Genomic DNA, 14589 nt, shown 5'->3' with positions numbered 1-14589 from the left:
TTCAGCCAGTAAATAGTTGGGGATTCACCGTTTAGCCGCATTAACCGAGTGGAAATAAAGCGCGCAAAAATAAAAAAGCCCGCAACTGAAGTTACGGGCCTGCAACAAAAAACTTTTCTGCAACGGGGATTAGCCGCTCGCCAACTTACTGCCCTTGGCCGAACATGTCCTTGATCCAGCCGGCGACGCCGTCGCCGTCTTTTTGCTCACCCGCCTGTTGTTGCTGTTGTTGCTGCTGCTGAGCAGCCTGGCTTGCCTGGCACAGCCCTTGCGGATTATCAGTCCACACCGGGATGCTACGCCCACCGCCGCCACAGACAAAGTTACCGCCGGCGTCGATGCCAATCTGGTTGATGCCTTCCGGCGGCTGCAGCATCAGCGGCAGCGGCGTCTGGTTTTCCAGGTAGCGGCGATAGAGAGTCAACGCGCCGTTGGCACCGGTCAGCTTGGCCGGGCCGTTATTATCACGGCCAACCCAGGCGATAGCCACTTCTTTACCGTCGATACCGGCAAACCAGCTGTCGCGCAGATCGTTGGTGGTACCGGTTTTCGCCGCCAGGTTGTAGTTGGGGAACTTCACCGACAGAGAACGGGAGGTCCCGCGCGCTACGCCCTGTTGCATGGCGTACAACGTCAGGTAAGCGGCTTGAGCCGGCACCATGCGTTCCGCCTGCGGGAAGCTCTGGTACAGCACCGAACCATCTTCCGCGATCACCGAACGCACGGCAGACAGCGGCGCACGGTTACCGCCGCTGGCAATGGTTTGGTATTCCTGCGCCACTTCCATCGGCGTGAGGCCAATCGCCCCCAACAGCATCGAAGGCACCGGATTGATTTCCGCTTTCGGAATACCCAGGCGCTGCAAGGTGGCGCTGATTTGATCCAGCCCGACCGCCATACCCAGATTCACCGTCGGCACGTTGAGCGAGAAGGCCAGGCCATCCACCAGCATCACCTGTCCGCGGAATTTACGGTCGTAGTTGTTCGGCTGCCACACGCTGCCATTCGGTTGTTTCAGCGACAGCGGCTGATCCGCCAGCCAGGTATTCAGGCGGTATTTGTCCGGCTCGGAAAGCGCGGTCAAGTAGGTTGGCGGCTTGGCCAGCGACCCGACCAGGCGGCGCGCCTGCATCGCGCGGTTAAAACCGGCGAACTGCGGATTTGCACCGCCGACCATGGCGCGCACTTCACCACTGAAGCGATCGACAATCACCATCGCCGCTTCCAAATCTTTCACGTGGCGAGCGGCACGCAGCGCCGGAATGCCGTCTTCGACCGCTTTTTCCGCCGCATCCTGAGAAACCGGATCCAGCGTAGTGAAGATTTTCACTCCGGACAGGTCGTTCACCTTGTCGCCCAACTTGGCCTGCAGTTCCTGACGCACCATCTGCATAAACGCTGGCTGCGGCGTGATCACCCCACCTTTCGGCTGCACGCCCAGTGGCCGCGCGCTGAGCATGTTGTACAGCTCGGCGTCGATCACCCCCTGGTTTTGCAGCAGCTTGAGCACCAGATTACGGCGCTCCAGCGCCAGCGTCGGGTTGCGCCACGGATTATACAGCGACGCACCTTTCACCATCCCCACCAGCAACGCTTGCTGATCCAGGCTCAGTTCATCCACCGGGCGACCGAAGTAATACAGGCTGGCCAACGGGAAACCGCGGATCTGATCACTGCCGCTCTGGCCGAGGTACACCTCGTTCAGATACAGCTCAAGAATACGGTCCTTGCTGTAACGGTAATCTACCAGCAGCGCCATATAGGCTTCGTTGGCCTTACGCCACAGCGAGCGTTCATTGGTCAGGAACAGGTTCTTCACCAACTGCTGCGTCAGGGTACTGCCGCCCTGTACCGCGCGACCGGCGGTCAGGTTCGCCAGCACCGCACGGCCGATGGAGTACGGGCTGATGCCGTCATGCTCGTAGAAATGACGGTCTTCGGTGGCAATCAGCGTATCCACCAGCAGGTCCGGGAAACCGGCGCGCGGCACGAACAGACGCTGTTCGCCGTTCGGTGACTGCAACATGGTGATCAGGCGCGGATCGAGACGGAAGAACCCGAAGCTGCGCTGGTTCTCCATGTTCTCGATTTTCGCCAAACGGTTGTTCTGGAAATCCAGGCGTGCGTGGATCTGCCCCTCTTTACCATCCGGGAAGTCAAACGGGCGGCGCAGCATCTCGATGCTGTTGGCCTGCACGGTAAATTCGCCCGGACGGGTCATGCGGCTAACCTGACGGTATTGCATGCCTTCCAGCAGATCGACCATTTCCTTCTTGCTGTACGGCATGCCCGGTTCCAGGTTGACCATGCGGCCATAGACCGCCGCTGGCAACTGCCAGACCTTGCCGTCAATGCGGCTGCGGATCTGCGAATCCAGGTACACGCCGTAGATCGCCAACAGAACCGCGACCACCAGAATCAGTTTGATAAGCAGGCCAAGCCAACGGCGTTTTTTACGCGGCGGAGTCGCTTTTACCTTACGCGGCACGCTTTCCTCCTCGTCTTCATATTCATCATCTTGCTGCTCGTCTTCCTCGTAATCATCATAATCGTCGTCTCGGCGACGGCGCGGCGGCTTGCCCGACGCGGTGCGTTTCGGTTGTTTCCCTTTGCGCCCGATGGGCTCGCGGTCATCCCCAGCCATTGCTGTCATTCTCCAGACTTGGCGGCACTGCCGGCCATTATTAGTCGCTTAATCTGTCCCGACGCCAGGCCGCTGAACAGAAGAAACATCTGAATTCTCCCCCTAAATAATTGGCGTTGCATCAAGGTGGCAAGAGAGCTTATCCCGATGAGCTTACTCTAGTAAGTGATTCGGGTAAGTGAGCACAGCCAACACAGATGCGGCGTCAAGTATGACGGGGGTTACTGATATTTTTTCGTGCGCCGCGTGGGGGCGGTATTCGCCGGATCATCCGGCCACACGTGCTTCGGGTAGCGCCCTTTCATCTCTTTCTGCACTTCTCGATAGGCACCTTGCCAAAACGCCGCCAAATCGCCGGTGATTTGCAGCGGTCGGTGTGCCGGTGAGAGTAACTCAAGCACCACCGGGATGCGACCCTCGGCCAGCATTGGGCTGCGCTGTTCCCCGAACACTTCCTGTAAACGCACCGCCAGCGCCGGCGGTTTGCCGGCATCATAGCGAATCGGCAAACGGCTGCCGGTCGGCACAGTGTAATGAGTGGGCAACGCATTATCCAGCCGCTGCTTTTGCTGCCAGTCCAGCAGGCGCGCAAGGGCGTCGGCGATATTGACCTGCTTCAACCCGCGCATATCTCGTACGCCGCTCAGGGAGGGCAGCAACCATTGCTCCAGCCGATCCAGCAGCGACTCGTCATCGACCGGCGGCCAGGTGGCGTCCGGCAACCAATTTTGCGCGCACTGCAAACGCAAACGCAGCTGTTCGGCGGCGGTATCCCAGTTGAGCACCGCGATACCCTGAGCCCGTACCCAATTGAGCAGCGCCAGTTGCAACTCTTCGTCGGCCGGTTTGGCCAACGGCTGCGCCCGCAGCGTCAGGCGGCCAATCTGCTGGCGCCTCCAGGCGCGCAACGTGCCCTTTTCTTCATCCCACTCCACCGCGGTCTGCTGGGAAACGATCGCCGGCAGTTGCGCCGCCAGTGCATCAATTTCCACCGGCAGCGCCAGCAGAATGCGCGCATCGGGACTGTTGTGGCCCTGCAGCAGACTTGGCGCGATCAGCCACGCCGCACGCGACAGCGCCTCATCCTGATTCATCGCCGCGCCCATGCCGTTGGCCAGCAGGTAACGGCCATCCTGACCGCGTCGCTGGGCGATGCGATCGGTAAACGCCAACGCCAGCAGGCGCGGAGCCATCTCGACGTCAATCTGCCCGCTGCGCGGCTGCAAACGCCGCGCTAACTGGGCGGCACGGCGCTGCCAGTTCGGCTGCGGACGGCTCAGCCAGTAGCCGATATCCATCTGCCCGCTGCGCGGTGGCTCTTCCAGCAACGCCGCCAGCGCGGCCGCCGTCGCCACCCCATCCGCTCCCTGCTCAGTGCCGTAGGTCAGCATCGCCGCCAGCCGGGGTTCGCAGCCCAGCATAGCCATCTGCCGGCCCCGTGCGGTTAATTTATCGGCCCCGTCGGTAGCGCCGAGACGCTGCAGCAGCCTTTTGGCCGCTGCCAGCGCCGTTTCAGGCGGCCGATCGAGCCAGATCAGTTGCCCAACGTCATGGCAGCCCCACTGCAACAGCTCCAGCCAGAAACCGGCGAGATCGCTTTGCAGGATTTCCGGTTCGGCGTGTTCCGCTGCGCGTTCAGCCTGATCTTTGGCAAACAGGTGCCAGCAAATACCCGGCTCCAAGCGCCCGGCACGGCCGGCGCGCTGGATCATCGACGCCTGGCTGATGCGCTGCGTCACCAGCCGCGTCAGGCCGTTACGCACGTCATAACGCGCCACGCGCTCCAACCCGCTGTCCACTACCAGCCGAATCCCTTCGATGGTCAGGCTGGTTTCTGCAATATTGGTCGCCAGCACCACCTTGCGGCGCCCGGCCGGCGACGGTTGAATCGCTTTTTGTTGCTGCGCCAGCGGCAATGCACCATACAGCGGGCACAGGTCGGTATCGGCCGCCACTTCACCGTTCAGCCGTTCCAGCACCCGATTGATTTCCGCCACGCCGGGCAGGAACAGCAGCAGCGATCCGCCCTGTTCGGACAGCAGACGTTTCACTGCCGCCGCCACACCGTCCTCCAGCCGTTGATGACTGGCCAATGGCTGATATTGGCGTTCAACCGGGAAGCTGCGCCCCTCGGACACCACCACCGGCGCTTGCGGCAGCAGCTGTGTCATACGAGCATTATCCAGCGTCGCCGACATAATCAGCAGTTTGAGATCGTCTCGCAGCCCCTGTTGCACGTCCAGCAACAGCGCCAACGCCAGATCGGCCTGCAGGCTGCGTTCATGGAATTCATCGAGGATCACCAGCGAGACGCCCTGCAGCTCGGCGTCCTGCTGCAGCATGCGGGTGAGAATGCCTTCGGTTACCACCTCCAGCCGGGTATGCGGCCCGCTTTTGCTTTCGGCGCGCATGCGGTAACCCACGGTCTGGCCCGGCTCTTCCCCCAACTGTTGCGCCAACCTGTACGCCACGTTTTTCGCCGCCAACCGGCGCGGCTCCAGCATGATGATGCGGCCCGGCAGCCCGGCTTTAGCCAGGATCTGCAGCGGCAACCAGGTCGATTTGCCTGCGCCGGTGGGCGCGTGCAGCAACACCTGCGGGGCGGATTGCAGCGCAGTGAGCAATTCATCAAGAACTGCACTGACGGGCAGTGAAGACACAGAACTCTCCGTGGTGGTTAACATTGGGCGGCGCACATTGTAGCATTAGACTCTGCGTTTCATTCACTTGCCGGGTATCTATGTCCAATTCGCGCCGCCTGTTTTTCGCCCTGACCTTGCCTGATGCGCTACAGCAACAGGTGATCCGCTGGCGCGCCGAAGCCTTCACGCCTGAAGCCGGTCGGCCGGTCGCCGCGGCTAACCTGCACCTGACGCTGGCGTTTCTCGGTGACGTCAGCGCTCAAAAGGAAACGGCGCTGAAAAAGTTGGCCGGTCGCATTATCCAACCCGGCTTCAGCCTGGTGCTGGACGATCTTGGCCACTGGCCGCGTCCTGGCGTGGTGTGGCTTGGCACGCGCCGCGCGCCGCGAGGGGTCTTGCAGCTTGCCGAATTGTTGCGATCGCAGGCGGCCCGCAGCGGTTGCTATCAAAGCCCGATGCCGTTTCATCCGCACATCACCCTGCTGCGCTCTGCGACGCAACCCGTAGCCGTTCCGCCCGCTACGCCGGGCTGGATCTTCAGCGCTGACTCCTTCGCCCTGTACCAATCGGTATTTGAGAACGGCCGCACGCGTTATCACCCGCTTGAACAATGGCCTTTAGCCCATCAGGATACCCCATGATTTTCACCCCACCGCTGCGTTGCGCCACGCTGATTAAACGTTACAAACGTTTTCTGGCCGATGTGATCACCCCTGAAGGTGAAATCTTCACCCTGCACTGCGCCAACACGGGGGCCATGACCGGCTGCGCTACGCCCGGCGATACTGTTTGGTACTCCACCTCGGACAACCCAAAACGCAAATACGCCCACAGCTGGGAGCTGACGCACACCCAACAAGGGGATTGGATCTGCGTCAACACCCTGCGCGCCAACGGATTGGTGCGCGAAGCCATTGAACGGAATTTAATCAATGAATTATCCGGTTACAGTAAAATCATCGGCGAAGTGAAATATGGCAGTGAAAACAGCCGTATCGATTTGTTATTACAGGCAGAAAACAGGGTTAACTGCTATATTGAAGTTAAGTCAGTCACATTACTGCAACAACAACGTGGTTACTTCCCTGATGCAGTAACGCTCAGAGGACAAAAGCACCTGCGTGAGTTGCTCAGTGTGGTTGAAAGCGGGCAGCGGGCGGTTTTGTTTTTTGCCGTGTTACATAGCGGAATCGGACAGGTCGCACCGGCACATCATATAGATGAGCGTTATGCGGCACTGTTGGCACAGGTTCGGCAGTTGGGAGTAGAAGTCGTTTGTTATGGGGCTAAATTATCACCTGACGGTATATCTCTCTGCGATAAGTTACCGTTTTTTATCGATTAGCGGCATCGGGCACCAATAATTCAACAACCGGTCATCGCGTCGCCAAATACGCCTTCCTTCACACCATTGTCAAGCAGGCGACAGGAATAATTGCCAACCTACCTTCCATCTGTTATTTATAGCGGCCTGTTTTTCCCCCGCATTGGGGATTCGATAGTGCGTGTGTATGTAGGAGAAGCAACATGCAAGAAGGGCAAACCCGTAAAACCTCGTCCTTGAGCATTCTCGCCATCGCTGGGGTGGAGCCGTACCAAGAGAAGCCGGGCGAAGAGTACATGAACGTCGCCCAGTTGAAGCATTTCAAGCTTATTCTTGAAGCGTGGCGCAACCAGCTCAGGGACGAAGTGGACCGTACTGTATCGCATATGCAAGACGAAGCGGCCAACTTCCCGGATCCGGTAGATCGTGCCGCACAGGAAGAAGAGTTCAGCCTTGAACTGCGTAACCGCGACCGTGAACGCAAACTGATCAAAAAGATCGAGAAAACGCTGAAGAAAGTAGAAGACGAAGATTTCGGCTACTGCGAATCCTGCGGCGTGGAGATTGGCATTCGTCGCCTTGAAGCGCGTCCGACTGCCGATTTGTGCATCGACTGCAAGACCCTGGCAGAAATCCGCGAAAAGCAGATGGCCGGCTAATACCGCTACTCTAAATGATTGGAGCTGCATCAAGGCGGCAAGATTGCACATCCCGATGAGCTTACTTCGGTAAGTGATTCGGGTAAGCAAGCGCAGCCAACACCGATGCAGTTTCAAGTATAACGAGTATGTTACCGCTGTGGCGCACGCTCCAACGTGCGCCACACAGAGAAAAGGGAAAGTTTCCCCTCTGATATGCAAGAAAGTCATTATGTGGGGCGCTTTGCCCCATCGCCTTCCGGAGATCTGCATTTCGGCTCGCTGATTGCCGCTCTGGGAAGCTACCTCCAGGCTCGTGCCCAACGCGGGCAGTGGCTGGTTCGCATTGAAGATATTGACCCCCCGCGCGAAGTCGCCGGTGCGGCCGTCCGTATCTTATCCGCACTGGAACGCTATGGTCTCCTCTGGGACGGCCAGGTCATCTATCAGTCCCAACGTCACGAAGCCTACCGCGCAACCCTGGATCAGCTGCAACGACAGGGGCTTAGCTATTTCTGCAATTGCACCCGCAGTCGTATCCAGCAAATTGGCGGTCTGTATGACGGCCACTGCCGCGATTTGCATCTTGGCCCGCAGGGCGCCGCTATCCGTTTACGTCAATCCGCCCCGGTTTACGCCTTTCACGATCGCCTTCAGGGCGAGTTGCGGGCCGATCCGGCGCTGGCGCGGGAAGATTTTATCATTCGCCGACGTGATGGGTTGTTTGCCTATAATTTGGCAGTGGTGGTTGACGACCATTTCCAGGGCGTGACCGAAATCGTACGCGGCGCCGATCTGATTGAACCGACGGTGCGCCAGATTGCGCTGTATCATCAGTTGCAGGCGCCGCTCCCCGCCTATGTGCATCTGCCGCTGGCGCTGGGTGCAAACGGCATCAAGCTGTCGAAGCAAAATCATGCGCCCGCGCTGCCTGAAGGCGATCCGCGCCCGGTGTTGATCGCCGCGCTGAAATTTCTGCGTCAACCGCTGCCGGAAAGCTGGCAAGATCTTGACCTGTCGTTATTATTGAGCTGGGCTATAGCACACTGGACGTTAGAAAATGTGCCGCGCCAGGTGGATGAAAACACATCGGCATTCTCAAAGGAGCCATGGTGAGCTATGATTAGCCGCTATTTTTTGTTAGCTCCATTTTTATCAGTCACTATCGAGGTGTACCATTTTTACCCGAGTAGCCAATTTCTGCCGTAAGGTACTAATCCGCGATGACAAGCTGCCCCGCGATGATGCGCCGGCCAGCGATAAAAACGTAGTCCGCGAAGAAAGCGTGGCCGCTGAACAGCCTGCCGCGCAGCAACAACCTCGGCGTGCCGAAAGCGGCAGAGAAACCCCTGCCCGCCGGCCTGCGCCGCGTAAGCGCCCCCCTTTTCCCGCCGCAGAGGGTACCGGCCCCATGACCGTGATCCCACGAGATCAGCATTCAATCTCACGCAAAGACATCAGCGAGAATGCGCTGAAAGTATTGTACCGCCTGAACAAATCCGGCTACGAAGCCTATCTGGTCGGTGGCGGCGTGCGTGATCTGTTGCTCGGTAAAAAGCCGAAAGATTTCGACATCACCACCAACGCCACGCCGGATCAGGTGCGCAAGCTGTTCCGCAACTGTCGCCTGGTCGGCCGCCGTTTCCGTCTGGCGCATGTGATGTTCGGGCCGGAAATCATTGAGGTCGCCACCTTCCGCGGCCACCACGAGCAGCAAACGCAGGAATCTGACAAAAACTCGTCCCAGCAAGCCCAAAACGGCATGCTGCTGCGCGATAACATCTTCGGTTCGATCGAAGAAGATGCTCAGCGCCGCGACTTCACCATCAACAGCCTGTATTACGGCGTGGCGGACTTCACCCTGCGTGATTACGTCGACGGTATGCGTGACCTGCAGCAGGGCGTGATTCGCCTGATCGGCGATCCGGAAACCCGCTACCGCGAAGATCCGGTGCGCATGCTGCGCGCGGTGCGCTTTGCCGCCAAGCTGGACATGAGCATCAGTGACGAAACCGCCGAGCCTATCCCGCGCCTGGCTTCGTTACTGCATGAAATCCCGCCGGCGCGTCTGTTTGAGGAATCGCTCAAGCTCCTGCAGGCAGGTTACGGTTATCCAACCTATTTGAAGCTGTGCGAATACCAGCTGTTCCAGCCGCTGTTCCCGCAGATAGCACGCCACTTTACGCCTACCCACGACACGCCGATGGAGCGTATTTTGGTGCAGGTGCTGAAAAACACCGATTATCGGTTGCAGAACGACATGCGCGTCAATCCGGCGTTCCTGTTTGCTGCTATGCTTTGGTATCCGCTGCTGGAGCATGCGCAGAAACTGGCGCAAGAAAGCGGGCTGGCGTATTACGACGCCTTCGCGTTGGCGATGAATGACGTGCTGGACGAACAGTGTCGTTCACTGGCGATCCCGAAACGCATCACCACATTGGTTCGTGATATCTGGCAATTGCAGTTGCGTCTGTCTCGCCGTCAGGGCAAGCGTGCGCACAAGTTGATGGAACATCCGAAATTCCGCGCCGCTTACGATCTGCTGGCGCTGCGCGCCGAAGTGGAAGAAAACCAGGAAATGCTGCGTCTGACCGAATGGTGGGGCGAGTTCCAGGAAGCCACGCCGGCGCGTCAAAAAACCATGTTGAGCACTTTGGGTGACGACCCCGCGCCGCGCCGCGCGCGTCAGCGTCGCCCTCGCCGCCGGACGCCGCGTAAAGAAGGAGCATAATGATCCGCGTTTATATCGCGCTGGGGAGTAACCTGGCGCAACCGCTGCAACAGGTAAAAGCCGCACTGGAGGCGCTGGAGCATCTCCCGCGCACCCGGTTGATCCTTTGTTCGTCGTTTTACCGCACCAAGCCGCTGGGGCCGCAGAACCAGCCGGACTTTCTCAATGCGGTGGTGGCGCTGGATACCTTGCTGCCCGCCGAACAACTGCTCGATCATACCCAAGCGATAGAACGCAATCAGGGCCGCGTGCGCAAAGATGAGCGCTGGGGCCCGCGCACCCTCGATCTGGACATCATGCTGTATGGCGAGCAGGTTATTCATACCGATCGCCTGACAGTGCCGCATTACGGCCTGAAAGAACGCGAGTTTATGCTCTACCCGCTGGCGGAAATCGCCCCCGAGTTGGTGTTCCCGGACGGTGAGTCGCTGGCCAGTTGCCTGAAACGCGTACCGAAGAATGGCATGGAACTGTGGCATCAGCCCAAGTAAAAAGCCTGAATCGGGCGCAGCATGTGCGCCCTACAACATCACCTTGGCAATAAACCCGCCTTCTGTCCGATTGGCAAAGCTGATATGCAGCCCGTGCAAGCCGGCGATGCGCTGCACGATAGACAGCCCCAACCCGCTGCCGGTTTGCTCCTGACCCGGCGGACGATAGAAACGCTCCCCCAGCCGCGCCAGATGTTCCGTAGTGACTCCCGGCCCATTGTCTTCAACCGTCAGCAAGCGCTCTGTAAGCCTCACAGTGACGGTGCCGCCCGCAGGCGTGTAACGTACCGCATTGTCCACCAAATTACGCACCAGCAGCGACAGCAGCAACGCTTGCCCCTGTAACGGCGCCGGCATGCCCTGCTGTTCGTAACGCAGTGTGACGCCGGCGGCATAAGCATGGCGATCCTGCTCCGCCAGGGTCATCGGCACTAGCCGGCTCCAGTCGATCGGCTCCAAATCGGCCAGATCTGACAGTGAATCCAGCCGCGACAGTGTCAGCAACTGATCCACCAGCCGGGTAGCGCGATCGATGCTCACCGTCAGGTTGTCGAGCGCGTGCTCGCGCATCGGCTCATCGTCACCGGCCAATTGCACCACTTCCGTCTGTACCCGCAGCGCCGCCAACGGACTGCGCAGCTCATGGGCGGCGTCTGAGGTAAAACGCCGCTCACGCACCAGCAGCGCATTGATGCGCGTAAACAACGCGTTCAGTGCATCCACCAACGGCCTGACTTCGGTCGGTACCTGACGCGCATCCAATGGCGTAGCGTCGTCCGGTGCGCGTTTGCGCAGCCCGGCGGCCACCGCGCGCAATGGCCGCAGTTCACGCCCCACCATCAGCGCGATCAACAGCATCAAAATCGGCAACGTCACCAGCCACGGCAGCAGTTGCCCGGTTACCATGCCCAGCGCCATATCCCGCCGGTAATCCCACTCCTGCCCGACCACGATACGATAACGGCCATCCGGGCTGGTCAGCCACAGCAGCCGCCAGCTGTCGTCGTCGCCTCGCCGTTCGCCATCGGTAAAACCTTGGCGCTCGCCGTCAAAGCGGAAATCCGCGCCGTTTTCACCGTCGTTGAGCACCATCTTGCCGTTACGGTCGAAGATGGCGAACGCCAACGCGTCGTCATCCTGCTTGCCCCGCTTGCCGTGATGCACCAACTTCTTGGTTTTCGGCAGGCTGCGCACGCTTTCGTCGGCCAGCAGATCACCCAGATTGGCGGTCGCCAGGCGCTTGGCAAACAACATCTGCTGGGTATCAAACACTTCATTGATGTTGTCGCGCGTCATCATCCACGCCACCATACTGGCGGCACACCAGGTCACCAGCGCCAGCAGGCTGAAAATCAGGATCAACCGCAATCGCAGGCTGAGATGTTTCACGGTGCCTCCCCCAACGTATAGCCCACGCCGTGAATGGTGCGGATAAAACCGTTACCCAGCTTGCGCCGCAGGTGATGGATATGCACTTCCACGGCATTACTGCTGACTTCATCATCCCAGTTGTACAGTTTTTCCTGGATCAGCGGCCGCGCCAGCACTCGCCCCTTGTTATGCAGGAACAGCTCCAGCACCGCCAGCTCACGCGGCGTCAAGGTTACCGGTTCGCCGTTGAAGCTCACGCTGCGAGTGGCGGAGTCAAACACTAGGTTGCCATGCACCAACTGCGGCATCAGTTGACCATGACGGCGGCGGATCAACGCCTGCAGGCGCGCCGCGACTTCCGCCAGGGCGAAAGGTTTGCACAGATAATCATCGGCGCCGCTCTGCAGGCCGCTGACTCGCTGTTCCAGCGCATCGCGCGCGGTAAGGATCAGCACCGGCACGTCATGACCGGCCTGGCGCCACTGGCGCAACAGATCCAGCCCATCCAGGCCCGGCAGGCTGAGATCGAGAATCACCGCATCGTAAGGCGCGCTTTCCAGCGCATTTTTACCGACCAGCCCGTCGGTAAACCAGTCCAGATTAAAACCGAGCTTGGTCAACCCGGCCTTGATGCCGTCACCGATTAACTTGTCATCTTCTATCAGCAGAATTCGCATGCTCGCCCCTTTTTCGCTATTACATCACAAGGTTCTTAAGAACCCCTTAAGCTTCATGATCTGCGCTACCCACCCCGTTGGGGTTACAGTAGAATGACAGCACTTTTTTGCAGCCAGGGCCCTGCGCGTATCGCGTGGCTCTATTCAGGAGACGTAGTGATGAAACCCACCACCGTGACCCATTTGCGCCAGTGGAAACAGGAGCAACGCAAGTTTGCTTCACTGACCGCCTACGATGCCAGCTTTGCCAAACTGTTTGAAGAGCAAGGCGTTAAAGTACTGCTGGTGGGCGATTCGCTGGGCATGACGCTGCAGGGCCACGACTCCACTCTGCCGGTCACCGTCGCCGACATCGCCTACCATACCCGGGCCGTGCGCCGTGGTGCCCCGGCCTGCCTGCTGCTGGCTGACATGCCTTTCATGAGTTACGCCACCCCGGAACGGGCCTTCGCCAACGCAGCCGAGCTGATGCAGGCCGGTGCCAATATGGTGAAGCTGGAGGGCGGCAGTTGGCTGTGCGAAACGGTGAAAATGCTCACCGAGCGCGCCGTGCCGGTGTGCGGCCATCTCGGCCTGACGCCGCAGTCGGTGAACGTATTCGGGGGCTACAAGGTGCAAGGCCGTGACGAGCTCGCCGCCAAACAACTGCTGGAAGATGCGCAAAATCTGGAGCTGGCCGGCATGCAACTGCTGGTGCTGGAGTGCGTACCGACCGAACTCGCACGCAAGATCACCGAAGCGCTGTCCATTCCGGTGATCGGCATTGGCGCCGGCAACGTGACCGACGGCCAGATCCTGGTGATGCACGACGCATTTGGCATTACCGGCGGCCATACGCCGAAATTCGCTAAAAATTTCCTGGCGCAAAGCGGCGATATCCGCCTGGCGGTACAACAGTATATGCAGGAAGTGGAGCAAGGCGCTTACCCCGCTGAAGAACACTCTTTTAATTAAGCGATCGTTCCAGGAGCTATCAATGATTATTATCGAAACCCTGCCTTTGCTGCGTCAGCAGATCCGCCGCTGGCGCCAGGACGGCAAACGCATCGCGTTGGTCCCTACCATGGGCAACCTGCACGAAGGCCATATGACGCTGGTTGATGAAGCCCGAGCGCGTGCCGATATCGTGGTGGTCAGCATTTTCGTGAATCCGATGCAGTTCGAACGCCCTGACGATCTGGCACGCTACCCGCGCACCTTGCAGGAGGACAGCGAAAAGCTGACCCGCCGCAACGTCGACCTGGTGTTCGCACCCGCGCCGGCCGATGTCTACCCACAGGGGCTGGAGCAGCACACCTATGTCGACGTGCCGGGCATTTCCACCATGCTGGAAGGCGCCAGCCGCCCTGGTCATTTCCGCGGCGTCGCCACCATCGTCAGCAAACTGTTCAATCTGGTGCAGCCGGATCTGGCCTGTTTTGGCGAGAAGGATTATCAACAACTGGCGCTGATCCGCAAGATGGTGGCGGACATGGGGTACGACATCGATATCGTCGGCGTACCGACCGTGCGCGCTAAAGACGGCCTGGCGCTCAGCTCGCGCAACGGCTACCTGACCGCAGAAGAACGCAAAATCGCGCCTCAGCTCAGCAAGATCATGAATGCATTGGCAGAACAGCTCAGCAACGGCGAGCGCCACGTTGACGATCTGCTGGAGCAAACCGCCGCGCACCTGCGCGCCGCCGGTTTCACCCCGGACGAACTGTTTATCCGTGACGCCGACAGCCTGCAACCGCTGGGAGTCGAAAGCCAACGCGCAGTGGTACTGATGGCTGCCTGGCTGGGCAAGGCGCGACTGATCGACAATCAGCAGGTTGATCTGACGCTATAAGTTACTTTTTGTGCAATCGTCACTGTTGTAGCCCACCCGAAAGTAGACAAGGGTGGCGTTATCGGTGACGATAAACACCGGATGGATGTTCAACCCCAATCGCTTCTATATACCCTAAATAATTGGAGTTGCGTCATGGCGGCAAGCCCATCAATCCCCGGGAGCATAGACAACCATGCGACAGAGGTGATCGGTGCAGCCCATACAGATGCAACGTCAAGTATGACGGGGATAGGCGGA

Annotated in this window: 12 protein-coding genes; 8 read left to right on the top strand and 4 right to left on the bottom strand. The window is 59.3% G+C overall.

What is annotated here, in order from left to right; translation table 11 throughout:
- Positions 1-145: 145 nt before the first annotated feature.
- On the bottom strand, positions 146-2644 hold the full coding sequence (gene mrcB, locus QZQ97_RS23245) for a bifunctional glycosyl transferase/transpeptidase (protein WP_311995352.1): 2499 nt from the start codon (positions 2642-2644) through the stop codon (positions 146-148).
- A 221-nt stretch (positions 2645-2865) separates the two neighbouring features.
- Complete coding sequence (gene hrpB, locus QZQ97_RS23240) at positions 2866-5328, bottom strand: ATP-dependent helicase HrpB (RefSeq protein WP_311995351.1); 2463 nt, start codon at positions 5326-5328, stop codon at positions 2866-2868.
- Between the two features lie 56 nt (positions 5329-5384).
- On the opposite strand from hrpB, the gene thpR reads away from it, so the two are divergent.
- The 6 genes from thpR (at position 5385) to folK (ending at position 10470) form a co-directional block, all read left to right on the top strand.
- Entirely contained in the window at positions 5385-5927 is a 543-nt protein-coding gene (gene thpR, locus QZQ97_RS23235) for an RNA 2',3'-cyclic phosphodiesterase (RefSeq protein ID WP_311995350.1), read from the top strand.
- Positions 5924-6631, top strand: coding sequence for a DNA/RNA nuclease SfsA (sfsA, locus tag QZQ97_RS23230; RefSeq protein WP_311995349.1), 708 nt, complete (start codon positions 5924-5926; stop codon positions 6629-6631). The genes thpR and sfsA overlap by 4 nt, the downstream gene beginning before the upstream one ends.
- Positions 6632-6813: 182 nt before the next feature.
- Complete coding sequence (gene dksA / locus QZQ97_RS23225) at positions 6814-7269, top strand: RNA polymerase-binding protein DksA (RefSeq protein WP_006321065.1); 456 nt, start codon at positions 6814-6816, stop codon at positions 7267-7269.
- 195 nt (positions 7270-7464) lie between these two features.
- Positions 7465-8364, top strand: coding sequence for a tRNA glutamyl-Q(34) synthetase GluQRS (gluQRS, locus tag QZQ97_RS23220; RefSeq protein ID WP_311995348.1), 900 nt, complete (start codon positions 7465-7467; stop codon positions 8362-8364).
- Between the two features lie 295 nt (positions 8365-8659).
- Complete coding sequence (gene pcnB / locus QZQ97_RS23215; protein WP_311995347.1) at positions 8660-9979, top strand: polynucleotide adenylyltransferase PcnB; 1320 nt, start codon at positions 8660-8662, stop codon at positions 9977-9979.
- Positions 9979-10470 carry a 2-amino-4-hydroxy-6-hydroxymethyldihydropteridine diphosphokinase gene (gene folK, locus QZQ97_RS23210; protein WP_311995346.1) on the top strand — a complete coding sequence of 164 codons (492 nt, stop codon included), beginning with the start codon at positions 9979-9981 and terminating at the stop codon, positions 10468-10470. Before pcnB ends, folK begins: the two co-directional genes overlap by 1 nt.
- A 30-nt stretch (positions 10471-10500) precedes the next feature.
- Here folK and qseC read toward each other — a convergent pair whose 3' ends face one another.
- On the bottom strand, positions 10501-11859 hold the full coding sequence (qseC, locus tag QZQ97_RS23205; RefSeq protein WP_311995345.1) for a quorum sensing histidine kinase QseC: 1359 nt from the start codon (positions 11857-11859) through the stop codon (positions 10501-10503).
- Positions 11856-12518: a quorum sensing response regulator transcription factor QseB gene (gene qseB / locus QZQ97_RS23200; RefSeq protein WP_311995344.1), complete on the bottom strand. Its 663-nt coding sequence runs from the start codon at positions 12516-12518 to the stop codon at positions 11856-11858. Before qseB ends, qseC begins: the two co-directional genes overlap by 4 nt.
- 159 nt (positions 12519-12677) lie before the next feature.
- On the opposite strand from qseB, the gene panB reads away from it, so the two are divergent.
- Positions 12678-13472, top strand: coding sequence for a 3-methyl-2-oxobutanoate hydroxymethyltransferase (gene panB, locus QZQ97_RS23195; RefSeq protein WP_311995343.1), 795 nt, complete (start codon positions 12678-12680; stop codon positions 13470-13472).
- A gap of 22 nt (positions 13473-13494) precedes the next feature.
- Positions 13495-14349 (top strand): pantoate--beta-alanine ligase, encoded by an 855-nt coding sequence (gene panC / locus QZQ97_RS23190; protein WP_311995342.1) that lies wholly within the window; start codon positions 13495-13497, stop codon positions 14347-14349.
- The last annotated feature ends 240 nt before the right edge of the window (positions 14350-14589 follow it).

Origin of the sequence: Serratia sp. root2 (assembly GCF_031931805.1) — a bacterium.
Taxonomy (GTDB): Bacteria; Pseudomonadota; Gammaproteobacteria; order Enterobacterales; family Enterobacteriaceae; genus Serratia; species Serratia inhibens.
The sequence above is the reverse complement of the archived record's forward strand: the minus strand, read 5'-3'. Positions and strand labels throughout refer to the sequence as shown.